Source organism: Neptuniibacter caesariensis (assembly GCF_000153345.1).
GTDB lineage: Bacteria > Pseudomonadota > Gammaproteobacteria > Pseudomonadales > Balneatricaceae > Neptuniibacter > Neptuniibacter caesariensis.
Map to the genome: position 1 here is coordinate 752,610 of NZ_CH724127.1, position 25,852 is coordinate 778,461.

25 protein-coding genes are annotated in these 25,852 nt (G+C 48.0%); 14 read left to right on the forward strand and 11 right to left on the reverse strand.

All coding sequences use genetic code 11. From position 1 onward, the window contains the following. The first annotated feature begins 250 nt into the window (after positions 1-250). From panD to MED92_RS17325, 3 genes are all read left to right on the forward strand, one after another. Positions 251-685, forward strand: a complete 435-nt coding sequence (panD, locus tag MED92_RS17315) for an aspartate 1-decarboxylase (RefSeq protein WP_007022888.1) — start codon at positions 251-253, stop codon at positions 683-685. A gap of 183 nt (positions 686-868) precedes the next feature. Further along, positions 869-1,486, forward strand: a complete 618-nt coding sequence (gene thrH, locus MED92_RS17320) for a bifunctional phosphoserine phosphatase/homoserine phosphotransferase ThrH (RefSeq protein WP_007022889.1) — start codon at positions 869-871, stop codon at positions 1,484-1,486. A 158-nt stretch (positions 1,487-1,644) separates the two neighbouring features. Next, entirely contained in the window at positions 1,645-3,792 is a 2,148-nt protein-coding gene (locus MED92_RS17325) for a TonB-dependent receptor (protein ID WP_007022890.1), read from the forward strand. Between the two features lie 194 nt (positions 3,793-3,986). Here the strand turns inward: MED92_RS17325 and MED92_RS17330 are convergent, their stop codons facing one another. The 6 genes from MED92_RS17330 to MED92_RS17355 are packed head-to-tail and all read right to left on the reverse strand — an operon-like array spanning position 3,987 to position 8,291. After that, positions 3,987-4,766 (reverse strand): energy transducer TonB, encoded by a 780-nt coding sequence (locus MED92_RS17330; RefSeq protein ID WP_007022891.1) that lies wholly within the window; start codon positions 4,764-4,766, stop codon positions 3,987-3,989. Then, positions 4,763-5,161, reverse strand: a complete 399-nt coding sequence (locus MED92_RS17335) for an ExbD/TolR family protein (protein WP_007022892.1) — start codon at positions 5,159-5,161, stop codon at positions 4,763-4,765. Before MED92_RS17335 ends, MED92_RS17330 begins: the two co-directional genes overlap by 4 nt. Positions 5,162-5,165: 4 nt before the next feature. Then, positions 5,166-5,744 (reverse strand): MotA/TolQ/ExbB proton channel family protein, encoded by a 579-nt coding sequence (locus tag MED92_RS17340; RefSeq protein WP_007022893.1) that lies wholly within the window; start codon positions 5,742-5,744, stop codon positions 5,166-5,168. Continuing rightward, positions 5,741-6,448 (reverse strand): sulfite exporter TauE/SafE family protein, encoded by a 708-nt coding sequence (locus MED92_RS17345; protein ID WP_007022894.1) that lies wholly within the window; start codon positions 6,446-6,448, stop codon positions 5,741-5,743. The genes MED92_RS17340 and MED92_RS17345 overlap by 4 nt, the downstream gene beginning before the upstream one ends. Continuing rightward, positions 6,445-7,494 (reverse strand): 4Fe-4S binding protein, encoded by a 1,050-nt coding sequence (locus tag MED92_RS17350; protein WP_007022895.1) that lies wholly within the window; start codon positions 7,492-7,494, stop codon positions 6,445-6,447. The genes MED92_RS17345 and MED92_RS17350 overlap by 4 nt, the downstream gene beginning before the upstream one ends. Beyond that, entirely contained in the window at positions 7,491-8,291 is an 801-nt protein-coding gene (locus MED92_RS17355) for a hypothetical protein (RefSeq protein ID WP_007022896.1), read from the reverse strand. The genes MED92_RS17350 and MED92_RS17355 overlap by 4 nt, the downstream gene beginning before the upstream one ends. A gap of 203 nt (positions 8,292-8,494) precedes the next feature. On the opposite strand from MED92_RS17355, the gene MED92_RS17360 reads away from it, so the two are divergent. Beyond that, on the forward strand, positions 8,495-9,661 hold the full coding sequence (locus MED92_RS17360; RefSeq protein ID WP_007022898.1) for an HD-GYP domain-containing protein: 1,167 nt from the start codon (positions 8,495-8,497) through the stop codon (positions 9,659-9,661). Here the strand turns inward: MED92_RS17360 and MED92_RS17365 are convergent. The 3 genes from MED92_RS17365 to pabB form a co-directional block, all read right to left on the reverse strand. Next, positions 9,642-10,541: a TIGR02285 family protein gene (locus MED92_RS17365; RefSeq protein ID WP_040663201.1), complete on the reverse strand. Its 900-nt coding sequence runs from the start codon at positions 10,539-10,541 to the stop codon at positions 9,642-9,644. The genes MED92_RS17360 and MED92_RS17365 overlap by 20 nt on opposite strands. Before the next feature lie 106 nt (positions 10,542-10,647). Continuing rightward, positions 10,648-11,115 carry a cyclic nucleotide-binding domain-containing protein gene (locus MED92_RS17370; RefSeq protein WP_007022900.1) on the reverse strand — a complete coding sequence of 156 codons (468 nt, stop codon included), beginning with the start codon at positions 11,113-11,115 and terminating at the stop codon, positions 10,648-10,650. Positions 11,116-11,145: 30 nt separating this feature from the next. After that, entirely contained in the window at positions 11,146-12,483 is a 1,338-nt protein-coding gene (pabB, locus tag MED92_RS17375) for an aminodeoxychorismate synthase component I (RefSeq protein WP_007022901.1), read from the reverse strand. Positions 12,484-12,669: 186 nt separating this feature from the next. Here pabB and MED92_RS17380 point away from each other — a divergent pair, with 186 nt between their 5' ends. From MED92_RS17380 to prpF, 6 genes are all read left to right on the forward strand, one after another. Next, positions 12,670-13,536, forward strand: a complete 867-nt coding sequence (locus MED92_RS17380) for an alpha/beta fold hydrolase (protein ID WP_007022902.1) — start codon at positions 12,670-12,672, stop codon at positions 13,534-13,536. 409 nt (positions 13,537-13,945) lie between these two features. Continuing rightward, positions 13,946-14,650 carry a GntR family transcriptional regulator gene (locus MED92_RS17385; protein ID WP_040663204.1) on the forward strand — a complete coding sequence of 235 codons (705 nt, stop codon included), beginning with the start codon at positions 13,946-13,948 and terminating at the stop codon, positions 14,648-14,650. Position 14,651: 1 nt separating this feature from the next. Further along, entirely contained in the window at positions 14,652-15,545 is an 894-nt protein-coding gene (gene prpB / locus MED92_RS17390) for a methylisocitrate lyase (RefSeq protein ID WP_007022904.1), read from the forward strand. Positions 15,546-15,623: 78 nt separating this feature from the next. Next, positions 15,624-16,751, forward strand: coding sequence for a bifunctional 2-methylcitrate synthase/citrate synthase (gene prpC, locus MED92_RS17395; protein ID WP_007022905.1), 1,128 nt, complete (start codon positions 15,624-15,626; stop codon positions 16,749-16,751). A 126-nt stretch (positions 16,752-16,877) separates the two neighbouring features. Continuing rightward, entirely contained in the window at positions 16,878-19,481 is a 2,604-nt protein-coding gene (acnD, locus tag MED92_RS17400; RefSeq protein WP_007022906.1) for a Fe/S-dependent 2-methylisocitrate dehydratase AcnD, read from the forward strand. Positions 19,482-19,734: 253 nt separating this feature from the next. Then, a complete protein-coding gene (gene prpF, locus MED92_RS17405; RefSeq protein WP_007022907.1) occupies positions 19,735-20,913 on the forward strand; it encodes a 2-methylaconitate cis-trans isomerase PrpF in 1,179 nt (392 codons plus the stop codon). A gap of 261 nt (positions 20,914-21,174) precedes the next feature. Here prpF and MED92_RS18745 read toward each other — a convergent pair whose 3' ends face one another. Together MED92_RS18745 and MED92_RS17415 are read right to left on the reverse strand one after the other, a co-directional pair. Continuing rightward, entirely contained in the window at positions 21,175-21,834 is a 660-nt protein-coding gene (locus MED92_RS18745) for a DUF4253 domain-containing protein (RefSeq protein WP_007022908.1), read from the reverse strand. 20 nt (positions 21,835-21,854) lie between these two features. Then, on the reverse strand, positions 21,855-22,466 hold the full coding sequence (locus MED92_RS17415; protein WP_007022909.1) for a TetR/AcrR family transcriptional regulator: 612 nt from the start codon (positions 22,464-22,466) through the stop codon (positions 21,855-21,857). Between the two features lie 109 nt (positions 22,467-22,575). Here MED92_RS17415 and MED92_RS17420 point away from each other — a divergent pair, with 109 nt between their 5' ends. From MED92_RS17420 to MED92_RS17435, 4 genes are all read left to right on the forward strand, one after another. Then, entirely contained in the window at positions 22,576-23,697 is a 1,122-nt protein-coding gene (locus tag MED92_RS17420) for an MBL fold metallo-hydrolase (RefSeq protein WP_007022910.1), read from the forward strand. A gap of 68 nt (positions 23,698-23,765) precedes the next feature. Continuing rightward, entirely contained in the window at positions 23,766-24,551 is a 786-nt protein-coding gene (locus tag MED92_RS17425; protein WP_007022911.1) for a substrate-binding periplasmic protein, read from the forward strand. Between the two features lie 494 nt (positions 24,552-25,045). Further along, positions 25,046-25,459 (forward strand): MarR family winged helix-turn-helix transcriptional regulator, encoded by a 414-nt coding sequence (locus MED92_RS17430; RefSeq protein WP_007022912.1) that lies wholly within the window; start codon positions 25,046-25,048, stop codon positions 25,457-25,459. 22 nt (positions 25,460-25,481) lie between these two features. After that, positions 25,482-25,852 (forward strand): hotdog fold domain-containing protein (locus MED92_RS17435; RefSeq protein ID WP_007022913.1); only part of this gene is annotated, 371 nt, incomplete at its 3' end.

Genomic DNA, 25,852 nt, shown 5'->3' on the forward strand with positions numbered 1-25,852 from the left:
TGCATCGTGTATATACAAATTTCTGAATGATCAGTTAATTTTTCTGACGAATTTTAGTAATATGTGCGCCGCAACAAACTGGTTGAGATGCCAGTATAGAAAGAAAGCATGTTTTACCGACGGACAGTCGGGCGGTCTAGCCGTAGAAAACGTGGCGTTGATATGCCGCATTGGGCCGTAAGGCCAATGATGGCTAAAGGGGGAAACCAGAGCAATCTGGTACAGATGAGCAAACGCAGGATTTTAGTCTATGCTGCAGACATTCTTGAAGTGTAAGCTACACCGAGTAACCGTAACTCACGCAGAGCTACACTATGAAGGTTCATGTGCAATTGATGGTGTACTGCTTGATAAGTCAGGCATTCGTGAATATGAATTAATTCATATCTACAACATCAACAACGGTGAACGATTCAGTACTTATGCAATTCGTGCCGAAGAAAACAGTGGCATTATCTCTGTTAACGGTGCGGCAGCGCACAAAGCAAGCAAAGGTGATCTGCTGATCATTGCTTCTTACGTTCAACTGGACGAGAAAGAAGCTGACGAGCATCAGCCAACACTATGCTACTTCGAAAACGCCAAGGCAGATGGCGGTGTAGGTGCATCTGATGAAGAACTTCATCAGCGCAATGTACTTACCGGAATGAAGCAGGCTATCCCTGTTCAGCCAAAAGATATCTGACCGAGAATATAAAAAGCCACCTTATCAGGTGGCTTTTGCTTTTATGGGAACCCGCCACTGAGCGGGTTTCTTTTTGTCTTCAGTTTCTTGCATGGTGACGCTATAGACGTTACATTGGCGCCAACTAAAAGCCGTATAAACGGTAATAATAAAGCACACCAACAAATATATTAGGAGTTACGCGTGGAACTCGCATGTCTTGACCTTGAAGGGGTATTGATCCCTGAAATCTGGATCGCTTTTGCAGAAGAAACTGGTATTGAAGAACTAAAAGCGACCACACGTGATATTCCTTGTTATGACGAGCTGATGCAGCAACGTCTACGCATTCTTGATGAGCATGGTTTGAAACTGCCTCAGATTCAGGAAACGATCAGCAAACTAGAGCCGCTTGAAGGTGCTGTTGAGTTTGTTAACTGGCTACGCGAGCGTTTCCAGGTGGTTATTCTTTCCGATACTTTCTATGAGTTCTCTCAGCCACTGATGCGCCAGTTGGGTTTCCCAACGTTGCTGTGTCACAAGCTGGAAGTTAATGAAGAAGGTCGTATTACCGACTATACCCTACGTCAGAAGGATCCAAAGCGTCAGTCAGTGCGCGCATTCCAGTTGCTAAACTACCGAGTGATTGCTGCTGGCGATTCTTATAACGATACGACTATGCTGACGCAGGCAGAATCTGGGATTCTGTTCCATGCGCCGGACAATGTGATAGCTGAATTCCCGCAGTTCCCGGCTGTTCACACATACGAAGATTTGAAGAAAGAATTTATTAAGGCGAGCAACCGTAACCTTTCTCTATAATTCGTTCTTGTTACCAAAAAGCGGCTCCCTAGCCGCTTTTTTTATTCCCATTTTCTTATCCTCTAGCCTGCGACAGGATGTCGCGCGACACTGTGTCACATTGTTGAAGCACTTTATCTGGCGTATTTTCCATCGCAAATTTATACGGATGGAAAGCTATGATTCCTGCTCAGAAACTCTTTATCTCCCTCCCGCAAAAAAAGAAGCTAACACTGCTGATTCTTGCCGCTATGCAGCCCGGTATAGCGATCGCAGAGGAAGTAATCCCTGACGTTATTACCGTTACGGCAACCCGTGCAGAGCGAACTTCGGCAGAGGTCCCTGAAAGTATCGCGATTATCGATCATGAGCGGATCGAGCAGGAGAAGATGTATAACATCAACGATGCGCTCAAAGGTACGCCAGGCGTGCTGGTTGAATCGACCAGCGGTGCTTATAGCTCGCGTATGATCATTCGTGGCGCAGGTTTGAAAGCCCAGTACGGGATTCGTGAAGTGATGTTGCTGCGCGACGGTGTGCCGATTACCGATCCAGACAGCTTTACCCGAATGGACTTTATCGATACGCAGGATATTGAGCAGATCGAAATCAGTAAAGGCCCCGGTAATATCTACGCGACCGGTTCTACCGGTGGTGCGATCCATATTTTATCAAAGTCGGTATTTGATGATCGCCGAGACCAGTTACGCTTTGGGCTAGGCGAGTATGGCAACCGTAATCTGCATGCCCGTAAATCCTATATGACCGAAGAGGGGAATGCGTTCGCATTCACAGCTTCGCACCGTCAATCAGACAATGACTGGCGTCGAAACAATGATTTCGAATCTAATCAGTTCAGCTTCAAAACCGGCTTTCTACCGAGCGAGAACAGTGAACTTGAGACTGAGTTTAGCTATACAAAGGCGCAGTTAAACTTGCCCGGTGATATGAGCGAAGCTCAGTTTCAGGAATATAAACGGACCGGCAATCAGACCGATAACAACAGCGCTTTTAAACATAGTGCGCGAAACTCAGAGATTTTTTTCTTTAACAGCCGACTTAATGTTGAGTTGGGTGAGCTGACTTTGAAACCGAGGGTTTACTACAACCACTGGAGCCATTTCCACCCGGTGACCGGTGTGATTAATGATACGCCTGGGGTTGATATCTGGGGCACCGATCTTGAGTTTGAGTATGCCCATAGTTTGGTCGGTGAAGATAGCCTGGTTGCCGGTATCACCTACCGGCAAGATCGAAATATCGGTGCGAAGAAGTATGCTTATGCGGACATCACAACTGCAGGGCCGACAATCACTGCCACCTTGTCTGATCGTAAAGGCGATCTGCTGGAAGTACAGGATGAGATCAACACGGTGCATGGTTTCTTTATGCAGGAGAGCCTGAGACCATCGGAAGACTGGATTGTTGATGCCGGCTTTCGATTTGACCATATCACCATTGAGCAGAATACCTGGAACAGTGACACCTCATATAACTACGGTATGGGGGGCTACGTGACATCGGTGGGCAGTGGTGGCAATACAGAAATGAAGCATAGCTTTGATCTGTTTTCGCCGAGAATTGGCGTGACCTATAAGCTGAATAAAAACTTGTCGCTATTCGGTAATATCGCTCAGGGTGAACAGGTGCCGTTTGCCAGTGAACTGGAAAGTAATAATGACCTGAAAAGCGCTACCAGCCGCAGCGTTGAGTTTGGTTTAAAAGGTCGTGCGCAGCACTGGCAGTTTGATCTGAACGCTTATGTAAGCGAAGTTGAAGACGAAATCATTCGGGTACGTACCAACGGTGAGAATATCTATCAGAATGCCGGCGGTACAGATAAAAAAGGCGTAGAGCTGAGTGGTGCTTTCCAGGTCCTTGAGAACACACTACCGGGTAAACTGATGCTGGGTGGTAGCTACGCCTATAGCAACTATTCCTACTCTGAGTTTTCGGAAATTGTGTATGGCATGGGGCCGCCGACAAACTTTGACCGGAGCGGTAATCAGCTACCTTATATTCCTGAGCACTATTTCAGCATCAATGCCACTTACGAACACCCTTCAGGGCTGAAAGCACGTATCCAATCGGATTCCTGGGGTGAGTACTATCTGGATAATGCGAATACAGAAAAATACGGTGGCTATGATTTTGTCACCAGCTTTAACCTGAGCTACAGCGAAGGGCCCCATGATATCAGCCTGAATATCCAGAACCTGTTTGATAAACGCTATGCGGTGGAAGTAGAGAAGGATACCGGTGGGGACAAATCCTATTCTCCAGGTGCGCCTCGCTCTGCAATGTTAAGTTACAGTTATCAGTTCTAAGCGGACCACAATAAGAATCCGATATTGTTACCAATATCGGATTTTTTTGTGTCTGAGCTTCAACATGGCGAAAGAAAGTTACGTAGCCAGGCACGCCCTCGTGCCGAAATGGTTCTCTATCGGCACGGGGCGTGCCTCACTACAGTGTGTATTTAAGATAACTGCGGTTGGAGCTGGGCTTTTTAGTGGCTGGTTTAAAGTAATCGGTAAGAAAGGCTTAAAGAATACTTCATCTTGTTAAGGCCTTTGGGTAGGGGCAAAGGAAGGGAGTTTCTCACCGCTTCCAGCGTGCTTTTATAAAATAACCGGTTACCGTTTATCCATTCAAAGCTTTGCAGGTTACCTTGTGAATCTAAATGCAAAATAAAGCTAACCTGGCCTTCAATATTGCGTTTCTGCGCCCGGCGTGGGTACTGTTTGTGTTTATCAATCCTTTTAACTAACTCAGCAAAGTGTTCATCTTTCAGGACCGCCGCAGATTTCTCAGCGGGGCGTTGCGCGCTTGCCTCATGTAAGGTAGCTGGGCTGTGCGTGGCAAGTGGATTCCTGCTTTCTTTGTGCTCAGCTATGGCTGCGTGCTTTTCAACGGGCTGCGAATCAATGATCGGTTTAGCCTGTTCTGGCTTCGGCTTCGGCTTCGGCTTCGGCTTCGGCTTCGGCTTCGGCTTCGGCTTCGGCTTCGGCTTCGGCTTCGGAGTACTAGATGGTTTTGCTTTTTCCTCTACCGGAGGTTGCTTAACCGGAGCAGGAGGCTTGATTGGTATAGGGAGAATGGGTGGGGCGGAGACAGCTTTGGGCTCCGCTGCATGCATGACCAGTTTGATACTGCCGGCCTGAGGCAAATGACCAGAAATTAGATTGGGTGGGTTGTTCTGGTTGAGATACCACACTCCCCCTGCATGTAGCATGAGAGATATAGCGCCACCTGCGACCCAGATTAATTTCGTTGGCGCGTTTTCAATCTGCGATTTCATTCTTCTGTCATGAGCTCAAGCTGCGTGATGCCTGCACGCCGAACAATGTCGATCATATAAATTACTTTATCGTAGCGACTCTGCTGGTCGGCCTGGAATTGTACAATGAGGTCAGGTGATTGCAGATGAAGTGTTTTCAGGCGGTCTTCGATTATATTCTCGTGAACCGCCTCCTCATTAATGTAATAAATGCCGCTTTTATCGATGGAAATCTGAACGGTTTTCAGCTCGGATATATCATCTCCTGTGCTGGAGGTGGGGAGCTGGATCTCAAGTTGCTTAGGTTCAACGAAATGTGCGGTCAGCATAAAGAACACCAACAGCAGAAAGACGATGTCGATTAGTGGCGTCATATTCAGAATAGCATTCTGCTGAATCGGGGATTTGTAATCCATATCGCTAGGCTGCCGTCATCGTTGCTTGCTGTTGGTCGGTATCATGGAGTACCAGCGCTGCGGCTCTTTGTAGGCGCCAGTGAAAGCGTGTTACGGCGGATTCCCAGAAGTGAAGGAGTATCAGCAAAGGGATGGCGACAGATAAACCTATCCCGGTGGTTAGCATCGCTTCCCAGATCCCCCCGGCCAAGGCCATGGCATCAACGGCACCACCGGCATTCTCAATGACCTGAAAAGCCTTAATCATGCCGGTGATTGTGCCTAACAAACCGAGCAGAGGGGCTGTTTGGGCGAGGATTGAGACCGTTTTCATTCCTGACTCGAAAGGTTTGAGCTCTTTATGGATATGATGGATAGCGGCTTCGTGCAGATCAGTATGCAGGCCCTGTGTATTGGATTTGTTTAGCAGTTGAATCACCAGGCGCTTTTCAGGACCTTCGGGCCACTGTTCAACGGGGTGATTGAAATTAACCCGATGCGTAAACAGAAGGTGAAGATAGCGGCCAGCAATAATGCTGATACCTAAAATCGAATAAGCTAACAAGATCCAAACGACGGGGCCGCCTTTATCTAACCAAATCATATCGGGACTCCTCTTAAGGCGGTGTTTACTGCAACCAGAACTAACATTAATGCGCCAGCCCTTGTTAATCCTGTTTGCCATTGGCTTAGTTGATTTCGCAGCTCTTTTCCAAGCAGCGCAACACCGTATCTGACCAATAAAGAAGGGACTATGATGGCCCCAAGGCCAAAGCTAAGCGCGACAGCGCCTCCCCAAAAAACATCTGCGCTTTGTGCCGCGACAGTGAGTAAACCAAGTAGGGGGACGCAGGGGGTTAGGGCCAGAGAAAAACCTAAGACATAAAGCTGAGCTGCACCTTTAGACTGTGAAGGTGAAGCATCAGTGGCAATGATATTGGGGTTTTCTACTGACGAGGTTTGTGGGGCACTGCACAGTGTGCGAGGTGTTTGCCTCCACATCTTTACTGCGAGCCACAAGGTAATCAGTGAAACAAAAATAGGGATTCCGGGGTGTTGCAAGAACGTTTGTAAAACCTGGCCTATGCTAGCTGCAAAAATGCCAAGAATCAGATAGCCACTGAGCCGGCCACCCATGAAAGGCAAAACTACTGACATGAAAGCACGTTGCGATGCGGGACCAAGCAGTACCGGGCCTAGGTAGGGAAGGCAACTCAGGTTACAAGGGCCTGTGCCAAAACTTAGTCCAATCAGGAAAGCTGATACGGCGGCGGCTGCGAGGGTTAGTTGCAGTAGTTCAGGGCTCATGTTCTAACCTTTTTGCCCGCATCAAGGTTGATTAATTTGATCTCATCCCAGTGCTTCTGAGCCTTCTTGCGTTTTTTGAAGTACTTTGGATCTGCGCTAAACACAGGGATGTTAAGGTAACGAAGCTGTAAAACATCTTTGTCGGGGCAAAATTCCACGCAACGACCGCACAACGTACAATCGGGCAGGGTAATGTCCCTGGTTTTTTCAACATCATTAAATTCGCTTTGCAGCTCCCGAATATCCATCGGGCAGGCTTCAGCACACAGGCCGCATTTGTCACAACGGGATGTGCCTTTCTTAACTAATCTGGCGAGGCCCAGTTTTCGAAATACTGCGTGGAGCGCCAGCATAGGGCAGATACGACAAAACGGTTGTCGCAATGTCATGGCTAAAGCCAGGGTAAGCCCAAAGAGGAAATCGCCAAGTATCGATAAAAACATATAACTGGGTGTCGAGGTGTCGACGAATATCTGATCGGTATCGGCACTCAGGAGCGTTGTAAGGATTCGGCTTGGGCAGATTTGGCAAAACGGGTCGCCCCATTCATCCGATAGAAAGCCTAAACTTGTTAAAGCGGGTAAACCAAATACCAGCCCACCGAGCATTAGCCATTTTACGGGCCTTACTTTGTCCACGGCATCATGGGATAGACTATCAACTTTCCTGAGTCCCAGCTTTTGACCGATCAGTTGCATCACTTCCTGAAAGAAACCGAGTGGGCAGACCCAGCCGCAAAACGCTTTATTCAGGATGATAAACATAATAAAGAAGGTAGCCATCGTAGTGAGCACTGGCATTAACAGGGTGAACCAGTTTCCACTATCTACCGCAGCCCCTAAACGATGATGAAACTGATGCTGAAGCGGAATTAATGCGCAGTAATCCGCATTCATCTGATCGTAGGCGCAACTTAATGAAGGAAGGGCCCCAGATATTTTATCCGCGGCATAAAAACCGACGACGACAGAACCATAGACAAGGAGTATGAACATAAAGAGCTGAACTGCTCGACGTAATACCGTTAAGTTCATGATTGAGTTCATGCTTTCTTTCTCCGCTGGTGGGCCGGAATTTTGCCTATTAAGAGAAAACCAGCCAGACCGCCAAACCCTATGAATAGAAAGCCTAGAGAGGCATTCTTCCAGTTTCTTGGGCTCACGCGGTAAGGTGCCGATAAGCTGGTTTCGTAACGTTTTCCATCAACCTCTATAGAGGTGAAAAGACGCAATTCCCCCGGTGGAGTCGCCCGCGATTCGGGGATAATTTCCGGAAAATCTTCCGGTATTGTCAGTTCTACAACACCGAATTCATCGCTATGGAGTATCTGATCTGAGCCAAAGGCCGTTGATGCTAAAATTGGCTGGTCTGCGACAGGGGTACCATCCATCGAGATAATGAAACGGTAGGATTTGCGGCTTTCATATTTCCAGTGTTCGCGAGGCAAAGGGGCAGGAACAATCTGCAAACTGGCTTTGTTAAGGTTAAGAATATCCTGCGGGCTGGTTTTAACCGGCTTACCGTTAAAATAAATATACCGAATGGCACTTCTTTCAATCTCATCACTGTTTTGGATAGCGAATAAAGCGTGGTAATTACTCTTACCCGTAGGCTTAAGTTGTAAGGTCCCGGAGCTTGCGTCTAGTTCGGATCGTTCTAAGTCTGAATGAATCAGCAGGGTGCTCAGAGGCGTTTGCTTATCCAGGTCAGCCAATGAAAAGCTTTTGGCACCTCGTCCATGATGAGAATGGCCGCTCTGTTTTTTTATCGGTTGCCAATAAAGGTCGGCATGCGTGATCTGAAATTGCAGAATCAGCAGTATAAAGAAGCTAAACCTGAGCATAGTGATATTCTTTCTGAAGGGCTGTTTGGGGCGATTCTAGCGAAATAGATTTCCCTTGCCCTGTGACGCAGTGTCACATGTGACAATAGGTCACAGTGAAAAAATGACCATTTAAATTGTGTATATATTTGAAGAAGAAGGTAAAATACGTTTTTCTAATCTATATTCTTTTCGTTTCCCAGGGACGTACGGGGCTTTAATCTATGTTGTTAACCACTATTGTCAGTGATAATTCCTCACTAACCGACTGCTTGTCCGGTATTTTACGTGAGGACTATCTGCTATCGCATAGTGATGACATAGGTAATAGCCTTGCAGAGAGTCGTTTGCTTCTGCTTGGTCATGATCAGTTGGGCAAATACCCTCTCTCAGAGTTGAGTGAGATGATCAAAACGCATGAAGAGCAGGGGACACCGGTTATTCTGGTATGGGATGACTCGAATGCTGATTATCGGGAGCTGGCTATCGAATTGGGTTGTTCCGATTATCTTGGCCCGCCGCTTTATGCCTCCGTCGTTAACTCAAAGTGTAAAACCTATATCAGCCTGGCAAAACTAAAACAGGGGTTTGGGCACGTAGAACTGGATGATGAAGATGATTCTGTATCTGAGCATGACCAGTTTATTGAAGCAAAGGAATTACTAGCGGTTCAGGATGCAGCTATTTTGTGCCTGGCCACTATCGCCCGAATTCGTGACCACTCTACCGGGAACCATATCCTAAGAACCCAGCACTATGTTAAAGCGCTGGCGGAACATCTGCGCAAATTACCTAAGTATCAGAAACAGCTCGATAAAGAGACCATAGAGCTTTTCTATAAAACCTCGGCGCTCCATGATATCGGAAAAGTAGGTATTCCTGACCATATCCTTTGTAAGCCGGGTGCGCTGACTGCAGATGAATACAGCATCATGAAGAACCACACGGTGTTGGGTTACCAAGCTGTAAATTCTGCGTATCAGATGTTGGAAAAAGAGTCCGGCTCTAAAGCGGTGAAGTTCCTTAAATTTGCCCAACAGGTAACGCTCAGTCATCACGAACGTTGGGATGGTAAAGGCTACCCTCAGGGGTTGAAGGGCGAAGATATTCCTCTGGTTGCCCGTTTAATGGCGGTGGCAGATGTCTACGACGCAATGATCTCACGACGTCCCTATAAGAGTGCGTTGGACCATGAAGAGGTTAAGAACGTCATCCTTTCAGGTAGAGGTACTCATTTTGACCCTGACATCGTAGATGCCTTCATTGATCTTCAGGATATGTTCGAGCGTATATCCATTCGCCTTGAAGATGTGTTCCCTTCAACGGCAGACCTGACATTGCATTCCATGGCTGACCTGATTAACGAGCAGGCTAAGGCTTCGGAACTGTAACATCCTTAATGGAATCAAATTTGGTTTGCAGGTGGGTCGGCAGCCATTGCCGGTATGCCTGACTAACCGTTTTCTGCACCTCAACGTCGGTTTTAATTAACTGGTTGAGGTCGGCGATAAGCTGATTATTCCAGTCTCCTTTAGCGCAACCAACATAGGCAAGGCTTGTAGCAGGGGAGTTCTGGATAGGAATGTAATAGAGGTCGTCCTCAAAGCCGAGCATCCGCTTACTAAATTCAGCTTCCTCAGGTCGAGCAATCAGTCCATCAAGGCGCTGACTAAGCAGCCGCTCGAAAAGGCGGTTTTGTTCCTGTAGGCCGGTTTTCTTATGGAATATTGAATTAGGCTTTCCCAGATTCTCTTTGATAACTTTATCGATATAAGGAGAGTAAGCCCGTCCGTCATGAATGCTGATTGATACAGGTGTGTGGGTCAGCTGTTCCAGATCAATGGGCTGGATCGTGTCGGGGGATAACTTGAAGCGTGAAAGACCTGCTTTAGTGGTGATAATACCGTTACCGTAGTTGCGCATGATGGCATCGCTATAATCGATAAACTTTTGCCGCTCGGGGGTGATCAGCAAAGCCACATGGCAGATCGGCATGCCTGATTCAGCGCTCTTCAGCATACGTTTTAAGCTCATGTCTGATACATGATGCTCGTAATCCGGCAGCTTACTTATCAGTAGGCGGATAATCTCATCACTGACTCCCTGATTGATAAAAGCACCTTCAAGAATAAAAAAAGGTGCGAAATCCGTGCGGGACCAGGTGACATCCTGATGTTTTTCCGGACTGTCATGACCGTGTGCCTGCATATGTAACGCAGGTATAGACAATAGAGACAGACAGATTAGCAACCGGCTTATAAGCTTGCCCATGTAACTACTCAACCCTAAATGATCAGTACTAAACAATTATAGGCAAACAACGGCAGATATAAGAACTTCGTAGCGTATTATTTATTTCGCTACAGATAACAGGAGGTTATAGATGCCCAAGGGCAAATCGATTGTTCATCCGGTTGAGTCGCTGGGCCATACGCAGGATGATCTGATCTTTTAATCTTTCGCGGATCTCGACCGGAAGTTCATCCAGCAGTTCCTGATCGATCACCAGTGCAGAACTTTGGGTGTTAGCAATAACGCTTGCGGTGCGGGGTTCATTGGTGAGGAAAGAGATCTCACCGATGATCTCACCCGGTTTTAACTGAGTCAGTAGTTGTGCCGGTGAGCCTTTTAACACGCTGACACCACCGCTTAAGAGGATAAAAAAGCGCTTATCCAGGGAGTCTTCATCGGTCAGGACATCATGGGGCTCATACACGATAAAGCACCAATGAAACTCTGCTAAGACTGATTTATCTGCCTGGCTCAGGTCGTCAAAAAAAGAAACCTTATCCAGAATCTCCATCGCTTTCGCTTTCGCTTTAGTCAGCGTTTTATTTTTTGCCATAACGTGTATTCAACCGGGTTAAGCGGATACTTATTTAGGAATAGTTGCTTCCAGGCAATGGAGCAAGTTATTCACCTTATCGAAGGTTTCTTTATATTCCATGGATGACACTGAGTCTGCAACGATCCCGCCGCCTGCCCAGCAATAGATATGATTATCCTCGCAGAGCAGGGTTCTAATGGTAATGCTGGTGTCCATACGGCCGCACAGGCTGATATAGCCTATTGAACCACAATAGATAGAACGACGATGGGGTTCCAGTTCTTCAATGATCTCCATTGCTCTGATTTTTGGTGCACCCGTGATAGAGCCACCGGGAAAGCAATGCTTTAGAAGCGCGATGGGCGTGTATTTATCAGAGAGTTTGCCGGTCACCGTGCTGACCTTATGGTGGACGTTGGCATAGGACTCGATATTGAACAGTTTAGGAACCTTAACACTGTTGTGTTCGCAAACTTTGCTCAAGTCGTTTCTGAGCAGGTCAACAATCATCAGGTTCTCAGCACGATCTTTGAGCGACTCGGCGAGCTCCTGTTTGAGTTGGTTATCGGTATCGGTGTCCTGGGAGCGCGGTCGGGTGCCTTTGATCGGCTTTGTGGTGACCTGGCCATTCAGTGTTTCAAGAAACTGCTCAGGCGAGAGTGAAAGAATCTGATCTTTCCCGCTATCAATAAAGGCAGAGTAAGGTGTTGGGGCAGCACTACGAAGTTGTTTGTAGGCTTGCCAGCTATCTCCCTGATATTCGCTGTTCCAGCGTTGGGCAAAATTCACCTGATAGCAATCACCCGCGTGAATGTACTCATCAACCTTATTTAGTTTTACCCGATAGCCCGCCTCGTCCATATTGGCCTTAAAAGGTGCCCGCAAACTAAATGGCTGCTTTTTGGCGTTGCTCTCTTTTAGTAAACGGCTTTCAAGTGCATCGATCTGATCAACAGAAACTCTTGAATCAGCTACAAGAACAGCTGTTTGCTTATGATGATCCACCACAACGGCCCACAGGTACATACCCACCCGCATATCAGGTAGCTTGGCAAAATCCTCAGCGCAAGTTGGTAGCGTTTCCGCACAGCGGCCCAGGTCATAGGCAAAGTGGCCAATGATTCCGCCCTGAAAGGGCAGGTCTGGGTTTTCATCAAGATCAATCGCATAGCGCTGATAAAGCGCTTCTAACTGGTCGAAAGCATTGTCTGGGTTGTTGGCGTCCAACTCGAGGCTTTCTACTGGGGCAGCCGCAATGATATCAAATCGCCCCCACGGACATTTTGGGCGGCCACTATCGAGAAACACGGCCTGCCCCAGTTCTCGAACCTTTTCAAAATAAGGTTCGCTTGAGGTCAGGTAAGGAAGGGAGCGTTGCGTGATCAAAGAGATGACTACTAATAATTATTGAATGAGTGCGAATTGTAAGAAACACCTTAAGGGCTGTCTATGATGGACCTAAAAAAAGCTGCGACCAAAGATTGTCGACAAAATGGTGGTCAGCAAGCTCCTTTTCGCTAGAATGAATCTACTCAAGTTAAATTTATACCTATATAAGAGTCGATAGAGTTAATGAAACATCCTTTTTCGGTAGAACAGCGCGAGTTTCACCTGCCAGATCAACATATTGTCTACCGTATTTACCGTAACCCTGAAGTGACAACCAAACGTAGGTTGGTTTTGTTACATGGTGCAGGGGTTGCTGGCGTTGATACCTGGGACGCTATTATCGCTTTTCTTACTGAGTGGTCTGAAGTTTTAGTACCCGATCAAAGGGGGATGGGGGGGACCCATTTCCCAGATCGTTCTGAGCATGCATTTAGTGCCCAGCAGTTAGTCGCTGATCTGAATGCTTTGGTTGATCATTTGGGTTGGTGGGATTTTGATTTAGGGGGGTATTCGCTAGGCGGCTTGGTTTCACTGTTATTTAAGCAACAGCACGGTGATCGGGTCGGCAAACAGTTCCTGCTTGAATCAGCTGTGCTGGATCGCCCTTGCTGGGATACAACTGTAGAGCTACGTGAGCAGTTTTCTGAAGCCGCTATTCACCTGCGCCAGAGTGCGGATGTCGACAGAGGGATTACCAATTTCCTGGATGCGATCTCTCCTAATCGTCGGGTATCGCCACAAGTGGAGAAGCTCACAGTGAGCCGATTAGGGCATCGGCCGCAGGGCTTTGCCAATGCTTTGGATTGTGTGACCCAGGTAATAAAAGAGATTGACCGTGAACAATTGGTTGCCGCCCAGGGCGATGTGACCAGCTTCATCGGCGGCAACAGTGTTGAATTAATGCATCAGTACCAGAGGGATCTGGCTGAGCGATTGCCAAACTGGCATTACTTTTTAATGGCTGGAACCGATCATTCTTTGCCATTTCAGAAGCCGCGCCAGATAGCTCGCATAATGAATGATGAGCATCAACGCTTTCTGAACAAATAAGAAATATAAAGAGATAGGGTAAAACCTATAGGAATCTGCAAATGAGTCTCATACATTCTCAGTAGGCTATAGAACGGCCAGATGCAAGAAAGGCTGCGCTGCGAAATGTCGAGACCTTTTCAAGTAGACTGACAAAGCAGATGGCCGTTATAGAGCCTACCCTTTGGGGCTTTTCGAGCAATAGAATTGCTTTGTTAATGGTTTTCAGAAGGCAACCAGCATTCCTGTAACCATTGCCTCGCACTTCAATTGCTCGACAAGCCTGAGTCGTATCAGACTTGTTTGTAGATTCCTTCTACTTTTGTATTGTGTTGACAATTTTTCGCCAATTTCGAGTTGACTGTCCAAAATTGCAGGAGTATCTTGGTCTCAGTTCGAAATTGTCGACAATCTTCAATCTTTGGTTGTTATGACAGAAATTACAGATAACAAAGCGTTTGAACCAGAAACGCGTACATTGGCTGACCGGGTTTGTGAACAGATCGTTAATGCGATCGTCATCGGTGAAATACCACCAGGTCAGAAAATTAGCGAGCCAGAGCTGGCCCGAACTTACGGCATTAGCCGTGGCCCATTGCGCGAAGCGATGCGTCGTTTGGAAGCTCTCAGACTGGTTGAGCGTAAACCGCACGTAGGTGCCCGGGTTGTTAATCTGTCGGCAAAAGAGCTGGTCGAGATATATCGTGTCAGGGAAGCCCTGGAAGGGATGGCTTGTCGCCTTGCAGCAGAAAATATGCCGCAAGACGAGATAGACAGCCTCCGAGCGCTTCTGAATGAGCACGAAGAAAGTATCGAACAGCTTGATGGACGCTCATATTTTCAAAAAGAAGGTGATCTGGATTTCCATTACCGAATCGTTCACGGCAGCAAGAATTCGAAGTTGCTTGAGTTCCTCGGAGGAGATCTTTACCACCTGGTACGAATGTACAGATATCAGTTCAGTGTCTCCAGTTCGCGACCTAAGCGGGCGTTAAAAGAGCATCGCCAGATCATCGACGCCATCGAAGCGCGAGATCCGGAATTAGCCGAAATGCTCATGCGACGTCATATAGGCTCAGCTCGTAAGAACATCGAGGAGAAGCTGACTAAAGTGACCGAAACCAGAGGTGAATAACATGTCCAATAACCTGTCTGCCGGTGCTCGTTTCCGTAAAGCACTTGCTGAAGCAAACCCACTTCAGATCGTAGGTACCACAAACGCATATCACGCAATGATGGCCGAGCGTGTTGGTCACCAGGCTATTTACTTGTCTGGCGGCGGTGTAGCAAACCACTCTTACGGTCTGCCGGATCTGGGTATGACTTCTATGAACGACGTTCTGGCTGATGTTAGCCGTATCACCAGCGCAGTAGAAACTCCGCTGATGGTTGATATCGATACAGGTTGGGGCGGTGCATTCAACATCTCTCGTACAGTTAAAGAGATGATCAAAGCAGGCGCTGCTGCGGTTCATATTGAAGACCAGGTAGCTCAGAAGCGTTGTGGTCACCGTCCTAATAAAGAGATCGTTTCTCTGCAGGAGATGGTTGATCGCGTTAAAGCCGCTGTAGATGCAAAAACTGACGACGACTTTTTCGTAATGGCACGTACTGATGCATTCCAGATGGAAGGTCTGAACGCTGCGGTTGAACGTGCACAGGCATGTCTGGAAGCGGGTGCGGATGGCATCTTCGCTGAAGCAGTTCACACTCTGGATGACTACAAAGCATTTTCTGATGGGATCAATGGTGCGCACCTGCTGGCAAACATCACTGAGTTTGGTGCGACTCCACTATTCAACACTAAAGAGCTGGCTGAAAACGGCGCAACCATGGTGCTTTACCCACTGTCTGCGTTCCGTGCTGCAAACAAAGCTGCTCTGAATGTATACGAAGCTCTGCTACGTGACGGCGACCAGAAAGCGGTTGTTGATACGATGCAGACACGTATGGAACTTTACGATTTCTTGAACTACCACGACTTCGAACAGAAGTTGGATGCGCTTTTTGCTGAAGGCAAAAACAAGTAATAGTTACAACAGTTAAAACATTAATCGATTAAAAAGTGGGCCGTTAGAGCCCACACAGATAGGAAACAGGAGCACATTATGGTCGACAAAAAACTGAGCGGTGCAGGTCTTCGTGGTCAGTCCGCAGGTGAAACCGCACTGTGCACCGTAGGTAAAACAGGCGCAGGTCTGACCTACCGTGGTTACGATATTAAAGAACTGGCTGATAAAGCACAGTTTGAAGAAGTTGCATATCTGCTGCTTTACGGAAAGCTACCTAACCAGGCTGAACTAGATGCTTACAAAGCTAAGCTGAAAAGCCTGCGTGGTCTGCCAGAAGCACTGAAAACTGTTCTGGAACAGATTCCTGCAGAAGCACACCCAATGGATGTTATGCGTACGGGTTGTTCAATGCTGGGTAACCTGGAAGAAGAGAAAGATTTCTCTGAGCAGCACGATCACATTGATCGCATGCTGGCCATCTTCCCAGGCATGATCAACTACTGGTACAACTTCAGCCACAATGGTGTGCGCGTTAATGTTGAAACTGACGCAGACTCTATTGCTGAGCAGTTCCTGTGGACTCTGCACAACGAAAAGCCAGAGCCATTGCATGTTGAAGTAATGCACGCTTCTCTGATTCTTTATGCAGAGCATGAGTTCAACGCATCGACGTTCACTGCACGTGTATGTGCTTCTACACTGTCTGATATTCACAGCTGTGTAACCGGTGCGATTGGTTCCCTGCGTGGTCCTTTGCACGGTGGTGCGAACGAAGCGGCTATGGACATGATCGAACAGTGGAAATCTGCTGATGAAGCAGAAGCTGCGATCATGGGTATGCTTGAGCGTAAAGATAAGATCATGGGCTTTGGTCACGCGATCTACCGTGAGTCTGACCCACGTAATGCGATCATCAAAGAATGGTCAAAGAAACTGTCTGCACAGGTTGGTGATACTCACCTGTACGCGGTTTCTGAGCGTGTTGAAGCAGTGATGTGGCGTGAGAAGAAACTGTTCTGTAATGCTGACTTCTTCCATGCCTCTGCATACAACTTCATGGGTATCCCAACGAAGCTGTTTACGCCTATTTTCGTTTGTTCTCGTGCGGCAGGTTGGACTGCTCACGTTATGGAACAGCGCGCTAACAACCGTATCATTCGTCCTTCTGCTGACTACACTGGTCCAGAATCGGCTGAATGGGTTGCTATCGAAGATCGTCCATAAGTGACGACGCCAGACGGCGGCCTATTTTTCCTAGGTGGGTCGCTGTCCTGATTTTTGAATAATAAAAAGCTGAGAGATTAGCTTTACCGATTCCTCTCGGCCTGATTAAACCTGACAGGTTGTGCCATGAACACTTTATACCGCAAGCCTTTACCAGGTGCCTCTGTTGATTTCTTTGATACCCGCGCGGCGATTGAAGATATCCAGCCAGGTGCTTACGCTAAGCTGCCATACACGTCTCGTGTACTTGCTGAGCAGCTAGTTCGTCGTTGTGAGCCTGAAGCGCTTACCGACTCTCTGAAACAGTTAATTGAAACTAAACGTACACTGGATTTCCCTTGGTACCCAGCGCGTGTTGTATGTCATGACATCCTTGGTCAGACTGCACTGGTTGACCTGGCGGGTCTGCGTGATGCGATTGCTGATCAGGGCGGTGACCCTGCAGCGGTTAACCCGGTTGTACCAACACAGCTGATCGTTGACCACTCTCTGGCTGTTGAAGCGCCAGGTTTTGATCCAGATGCATTTGAGAAAAACCGTGCGATTGAAGACCGTCGTAACGACGACCGTTTCCACTTTATCGACTGGTGTAAAACTGCGTTTGATAACGTAGATGTTATCCCTGCCGGTAACGGCATCATGCACCAGATCAACCTGGAGAAGATGTCTCCGGTTATCCAGAACCGTGACGGTGTAGCGTACCCGGACACTTGTGTCGGTACTGACTCGCACACACCACACGTTGATGCGCTGGGTGTAATCGCAATCGGTGTAGGTGGTCTGGAAGCTGAAACAGTTATGCTGGGTCTGCCATCAATGATGCGTCTTCCAGATATCGTAGGTGTTAAGATCGTTGGCGAACGTCAGCCTGGTATCACTGCGACAGATATCGCATTGGCGATGACCGAGTTCCTGCGTAACGAGAAAGTTGTTTCTTCTTACCTTGAGTTCTTCGGCCCAGGTGCTGCGACACTGTCTATCGGTGACCGTGCGACGTTGTCTAATATGACACCTGAATACGGCGCGTCTGCGGGTATGTTCTACATCGATGAACAGACTATCGATTACTTGAAGCTGACTGGCCGTGAACCTGAGCAGGTTGCTCTGGTTGAGCAGTATGCTAAAGAGACAGGCCTATGGGCGACTGATCTTGAAACAGCTGAGTACGAGCGTGTACTGGAGTTTGATCTGTCTTCGGTTGGCCGTAACATGGCAGGCCCATCTAACCCACATCGTCGTCTGCCGACGACTGCGCTGAACGAGCGTGGTATTGCGGGTGCAGATATGCTGGAAGCTGCGAAAGCAGAAGAAGCGGATGGCCTGATGCCAGATGGTGCAGTCATCATTGCTGCCATTACGTCTTGTACAAACACATCTAACCCACGCAACGTTGTAGCGGCTGGCCTTGTGGCTAAGAAAGCTAACGAGCTGGGTCTGGTTCGTAAGCCTTGGGTTAAAACGTCTTTTGCTCCAGGTTCGAAAGTTGCAAAACTGTATCTGGAAGAAGCGGGTCTTCTGCCAGAACTGGAAAAACTGGGCTTCGGTATCGTTGCTTACGCATGTACGACTTGTAACGGTATGTCCGGTGCACTGGATCCAGTCATCGAAAAAGAAGTGGTTGATCGTGACCTGTACGCGACAGCAGTACTGTCCGGTAACCGTAACTTTGACGGTCGTATCCACCCACACGCTAAGCAGGCGTTCCTGGCTTCACCACCACTGGTTGTCGCTTACGCGATTGCAGGTACCGTTCGTTTTGACATTGAAAATGACGTACTGGCAGTGGTTGATGGTAAAGAGATCACGCTGAAAGATCTGTGGCCATCTGACGAAGAGATCGATGCAATTGTTGCTAAGGCGGTTAAGCCTGAGCAGTTTAACCAGATCTACATCCCAATGTTTGATCTGGGTGACGTAGAGCGTGCTGAAAGCCCACTTTACGACTGGCGCCCAATGTCTACCTATATCCGTCGTCCTCCATACTGGGAAGGCGCATTGGCAGGCGAGCGTACTATGAAAGGTATGCGTCCACTGGCGGTACTGGGTGACAACATCACAACTGACCACCTGTCGCCATCTAACGCAATCCAGGCGAGCTCAGCTGCAGGTGAATACTGCGCGAAAATGGGTCTGCCGGAAGAGGATTTCAACTCTTACGCGACACACCGTGGTGACCACCTGACAGCACAGCGTGCTACGTTCGCTAACCCGAAACTGCTTAACGAGATGTGCCGTGATGAAAGCGGTGAGATCAAGCAGGGTTCTCTGGCACGTATTGAGCCAGAAGGCACTGAAAGCCGTATGTGGGAAGCGATTGAAACCTACATGGAGCGTAAGCAGAACCTGATTATCGTTGCAGGTGCTGATTACGGTCAGGGCTCTTCACGTGACTGGGCTGCAAAAGGTGTTCGCCTTGCAGGTGTTGAAACAATCGTGGCTGAAGGCTTCGAACGTATTCACCGTACTAACCTGGTGGGTATGGGTGTACTACCTGTGCAGTTTAAAGACGGCGAAACTCGTCACACTTACAACATCGATGGTACGGAAACGTTCGACATCGTTGGTGAGATCTCACCACGTTGCGATCTGACTCTGATCATCAACCGCGCTAACGGCGAGAAGGTAGAAGTACCAGTAACTTGCCGTCTGGATACTGCTGCTGAGGTACATGTGTACAACGCGGGCGGTGTACTGCAGCGTTTCGCTAAAGATTTCCTGGAAGGGAATTAATAGCGTACTGAACCGATAGGCGTTGTTTGCAAATCTCGGCTCTACAGGCTCACGTAGAGCTGAGATTTAAAAAGTCGAGCAGGCAACGCCCATCACCTTTGAAAGCTTTTACTAACGATTACTGATCTGAATTGATCAGCCAGAGTAGAGAAACCGCCAAAGAGCGGATCTGACAGCTGAACAGTAATCGTCACTAAACGTTTTCTTAATCGTGGTTGTTTTGTTGTACCACACCCTAAGAAAGGATAGATAAATGGCCCATGTACCACAGATAAAAATCCCTGCGACCTACTATCGCGGCGGTACCAGTAAAGGTGTTTTCTTTCGTCGTCAGGACCTGCCAGAAGTTGCGCAGGAACCCGGTGAAGCACGCGATAAAATTTTAATGCGCGTGATCGGAAGCCCAGACCCTTACGGTCAGCAGATTGACGGAATGGGCGGTGCGACTTCTAGTACCAGTAAGACGGTTATTCTGGATAAGAGTTCTGAGCCAGATCACGATGTGGATTACCTGTTTGGTCAGGTTGCTATCAACAAAGCGTTCGTTGATTGGTCAGGTAACTGCGGTAACCTGACTGCGGCAGTAGGTGCTTTTGCTATTAGTGGCGGTCTGGTAGACCCTGAGCGTATTCCTGAAAACGGCATCTGCACTGTGCGTATTTGGCAGAAGAACATCAAAAAGACCATTATCGCGCATGTGCCAATCACCAACGGTGAAGTACAGGAAACCGGTGACTTCGAATTAGATGGAGTGACATTCCCGGCAGCTGAAGTCGTGATCGAATTCATGGATCCTGCTGATGGCGAGGGCTCTATGTTCCCGACTGGAAACCTGGTCGATGATATGGAAGTACCAGGCGTTGGTACTTTCAAAGCAACCTTTATCAATGCGGGTATCCCGACGATCTTCGTTAACGCTGAAGAGATCGGTTACAAAGGTACTGAGCTGCAAAAGGATATTAACGGTAACGCTGACGAATTAGCTCGCTTCGAAACCATGCGTGCCTATGGTGCGGTACAGATGGGCTTGATCAGTGACATCTCTGAAGCAGTTGCCCGTCAGCATACGCCTAAGATTGCTTTCGTAGCGCCTGCAACCGACTACGAAGCGTCTAGTGGTAAGCAGATCTCTGCGGGCGACATCGATGTGTGTGTACGTGCATTGTCTATGGGCAAACTACATCACGCGATGATGGGTACGGCTTCTGTAGCCATTGCAACGGCTGCTGCAGTTCCAGGCACGCTGGTTAACCTGGCAGCCGGTGGTGGTGAGCGTGAAGCAGTAACTTTCGGCCATCCATCAGGTACGCTCCGCGTAGGTGCGGCTGCGGAAGAGCAAAATGGTGACTGGACTGCGAAGAAGGCGGTCATGAGTCGAAGTGCGCGCGTCATCATGGAAGGCAATCTGCGTATTCCAGGCGATAGTTTTTAAATCTGTTGTAAAGTTGGAGAGCGAAAGGCGGGTTAGTTTACCTATCAGAGCTGACTTGCTGTTCTTCCTTAAACCCCACGCTGCAAAGCGTGGGTTTTTTTTGTCTGTTTGAGCGGGAAGGCGGTTAAAGCCAGCCGAAACTTGCCGCACTTAGCCGCATTCCACAGCCTTTTCTCTAGCTGCGCAGCAGCGTCCTCTAGGCACAGCCGTCCTTTAAGCGAAGCGATCTCTAGCCGCGCAGCGGCGTCCTGCCTTTACCCTCTAATCCCACCAAAAATACCAGCAGTCGTGGTTGATCAGCACTTCAGCCAGTTTTGCGACGGTTTCTACACCTTGTTCAACGATATCCGGGCAGTAAAGGTATTGCTCCCAGGCGAGTGCCATCGCTTCCTCCTGAGTTTTTGGCGGCTTGGTGATGTAAGCTTCGATTACATCATTACTGACGCCGACTATTTTTGCGCCATATTTTAGTTGCCAGTGCTTCCAGATGGCGCAATGTACATCTGGGGAGGGGCAGTGGTTCCAGCCACCAAATTTGAAGTGCGCAGGAATTTTCCAGCTGCTATCGGTTTTGATCTTTACCCCAAGAAGGTTGTCCACGGCTTCGCCCGTAACGAAATCTGTTGCCAGGTTAAAGCCTTGTTTGTCGTTTGATTCGGATTTCCATTCACCGCTGATTTCACTGAGATTAATCGCTTCTTCAGCTTCCAACTCAAGGCGTTTTTCCTTGAGCCAAAGCTCGACCTTAACTTTGGCTGCTGAGCGGATGATATCTTTTGGCGACTGAGGAGCATCAAGCAGGTGTTCCTCTATGTAGGATTTATCCTCATCTGTTCCGCATACCACCAGTTTGTTGTCTTTGCTGCTTGCCTTGATCGCTTTAGTAAAGGCGTCAGCCGGGTTGAGATTGACGAATTTCATGGTTGTTTCCTAAGGAAGTATTAGTGCTGGTAGTAATTAAGGAACATGGCTGCTGACTCATCGGCAAGATGCTGACGTTCAGCCAGTGAAGGTATCGCTTCAACCTGGAGTAGCTGCGGCCAGAAGCAATTGCCTTTTATCAGGCTATGTAGCTGATTGATGGCGAAAGAGGGATCTATTTTCTTGAGGTGTCCATTATCAATCGCGGTTTCCAGCCACCGGTATAGGGCAGTTTCTGTTTTATCGAAGCGGCTTAGTTCAGCCTGCAGGGCTTCAGGGTGATAGAAGTAGTGGCCTATAGCTACACGGGCAAGATCCAGATATTCCGTGCTGCAGACAACATTCATCTCTGCCTGGAGTAGAGACGATAGCTGAGTTTGAAGGTCGCCTTCCGCATCAAAGTTAAGTTCGATCGACTGGGTGGCTTGCTTCCATAGATCAGCTACCAGATGAATCACCAGGGCTTCTTTGGAAGTGAAATGATTGTATACCGTGCGCTTTGATACCTGGGCGCGTGCGGCAAGCTGATCCATGCTGGTGCCTTGTACTCCGTTCTCCTGAAAGGATTCTTTGGCTGCATCGAGTATAGCTTTGCGCTTTAACTCGCTGCGGGACAGCTTCTTCTCGGCCATAGATGGCAATCCTGCATTGTTAAGAAAGGTAAATTATACACCGAATAGTTTACTTATTGATAAAATTATATAAACTGCACCGTGTAGTTTACTTTGTGTGTGGTAAATCATGAAAATCGTTTTTAAATGTGTGTCGGTTATTGCGGGGGTGGTTATTATGGCATCGGTATTTGGATCGGGGTGTGCAACGAAATCTGAGAAACAGGTAGGCCATGGTGGCGCTGATATGGAGAAAGGTAAGTTTCTAAACACCGAGCTTCGTTATGAAAACTCTTTCAGCAAAATTATGGATATTAGCTGGGAGTATATGCGTGCCAAGCGTGCAGAGCCGCAGCCACAAGTCGAGTTACCGGTGAATCAGATAACAGCGGATCAGTTGAAGCAGGTTGAATCGCCTGTTTTGTATAGGCTCGGCCACTCAAGTGTCTTAATTAGGCTGGATGGTGACTTCTTTTTAACGGATCCCGTGTTCAGCGAGCGCAGCTCACCGGTGCAGTGGGCAGGACCAAAACGATTTCATGATACGCCTCTGGTTATAGAAGATCTGCCACCGCTTAAAGCGGTTGTGATTAGCCATGACCACTACGATCACCTTGATAAGGACACCGTTAAAAAATTAAGTGATAAAGCTGAATGGTTTGTGACGCCATTAAAGGTAGGGCAGCGCCTGATTGATTGGGGCCTGGATCCAAAGAAAGTGATCGAGAAAGATTGGTGGCAGTCAGTGCAGCTAGGTTCTGTGAAGCTCATAGCAACTCCAGCACAGCATTTTTCTGGACGTGGCATGTTCGATAAGGATGAAACTCTTTGGGCTAGCTGGGTGATCCAGGGGGAGCAAGCGAATCTCTTCTTCAGTGGGGACTCAGGTTACTTTTCAGGTTTTAAAGAGATTGGTGAACGTTACGGGCCTTTTGATATCACTATGATTGAAACCGGCGCCTATAACGAAATGTGGTCTGAAATTCATATGCTTCCAGAGCAAAGTGTTCAGGCGCACCTCGATCTAAAAGGTCGGGCGATGTTACCTATTCACAACAGTACCTTTGATCTGGCACTGCATGACTGGTACGAGCCTTTGGAGAGAGTGAGCGCGGCTGCTGAACTCAATCAGGTGCGCCTTCTTACGCCGATAATGGGTGAGCAGGTTTCTATCACCAAACCGGCTCAGTCAATCGCATGGTGGTTGGAGTTAGTTGATCAGCCTGGAGAGGCAAGCCTTGTTGCTAACTAAGAAGCAGATTTGACCTGCGCGTTAAATGAATAATACTGACTTAGATACTATTTAACTGAGGCAGGTCGATGTTGTCAGGTAGTTTAAAGGCAGGGATGCTATTCGTAGCAGTGATCTATGCTGCGCTCATTCATGCCGAAGAGGTACCTGACAGAATCCTCGCCAGTACACTCCATTATCCCCCCTATGAGTATCTCGAAGAGGGTGAAGCCAAAGGACTGGCTGTTGAGATTACCCGAGAAGCCTTGATGCGAGTCGGTGTCAAAGAGGTGGAATTTCAGTTTTTTCCCTGGAAACGAGCAGTTTATGTAACCGAACACGGCGAGCGGGACCTGTTATTTAATGCCGGTAAAAATGAGCCGCGTAAGCGGTGGGGCTACTATGTCGATAGTGTTTTGATCCAGCAAAGTTATGTGCTTTTTAAGCGAAAGGCGGATCAATTCCAGGTCAGACCGGATTTTGCCAATGTATTTGATAAGGATATCTCTGTCAGAGCAGGTTACCTATATGGGAGTGGGCCATTCCGGCGGGCGCTGGACGAGCAGCGTTTTCATAAGATTGAGTTGGCCGATTCGACGGAACAGAGTGTTAATCAATTACTAAATGACCGCGTTGATATGTTTGTAGGGGACCTTCTGCCAGTGATGTTCTATATCAAGCAGCAGGGCCTTGAAGATCAAATTGATATTGTTCTGTTCCAGGGGCAGCGTATGGAAGTGCTTTCCTGGTCGACCTATCTGCTGTTTTCAAAAGCCAGAGTTTCTCCAGCCTTTGTTGAGAATGTGCGCGTTGCCATGGAGCAGATGAAAGCCGATGGTAGCTTTACTGCCATCGTTCAGAAATATCAGTATTAAGCAGTATCGCTCCTACATAGGAGGAAGAGTCTAATCGCTATACGCTCGGTTCTGGTGGGAACTGCGTCCCGCGGCGAGGGTTTTGATCTTTTCGCGACAAGATGTCGCTCCCACATAAGAGAAAGGTTTGTAGGAGGCGCATCTTGCGGCGAGGTTTTAATAGTCCTAATCGCGACGGGGCGTCGTTCCCACATAAGAGAAAGGTTTGTAGGAGGCGCGCCTCGCGGCGAGATTTTGATAGTCTTAATCGCGACGGGGCGTCGCTCCCGCACAAGGAGGTGAGTCTAGTCGCGAGTAACTAGATCGTAGTTGGAAGCGGGCCCGCTGGCGAGCATTATCGTATTTCATCTTACCCCATCTAATAATCACTAACCCCTAAAGAATAACGCTGACTATTTTCTTCATCGGTAAAAAATGTTGGTGGATTTCGTTATTACAACTAATGGTTTGTATGCGTACTATTTTTCTGAGATCGTTAGTTAAGGAGATAAATCGTGGATCAACGTCTGTTCTTTCTGCTGAATATGGCAAGACACAAAGTGTTTCATTCCGTTGATGCTGAGGCTGAATCCAGGCTTGGAATACCGGTAACTCAGGTGGCGGCACTTTTATTCGTTGCAAAACAGTCTGGTTGTCTGCAGAAAGAGCTGGGACACGCGTTGGGCCTTAATAAGCCAGCGGTTTCAGGCCTGGTTGGGCGTATGGAAAAAGCAGGCCTTATCCGTAAGCAGCAAAGTGCAGCCGACGGAAGAGGCTGTAATCTATTTCTGGATGCCAAGGGTGAGGAGGTACTACCTAAGATCCCAACCTTACTAGATGAACTGAATAGCCGGTTGTCTGAAGGTTTTGGTCAGTCAGAGCTGGAAGTTATCTGTCGTTTCCTTAACACCACGATTTCACGTTTCTAATAACTTAAGCAGGATAATGATAATGAGTCAGTTCTTAGCAATGTATAAGCAGATGGGTAATGAGATGTTTTCGAAGGGAATTGGCCAGGTAGCTCCCTATTTTGCAACGATCGACCCTGAGATCATTGATTACCGCGCAGGTTACTGTGAGCTCGTACTCCGTAACCAGAAGAAGGTGCATAACCATCTGGGCACTGTGCATGCCATTGCCATGTGTAATGCTGCAGAGCTGGTTGCGGGGATGACAACAGATGCCTCCATTCCAGCAGGAGCACGCTGGATTCCGCAGGGTATGAGTGTGGAGTATCTGGCAAAAGCTAAAACCGACCTCAAGGTAGTCTGCGATGCTCAGAAAGTTGATTTCTCAGAAGAGGGTAAAGTCGTGGTCTCTGT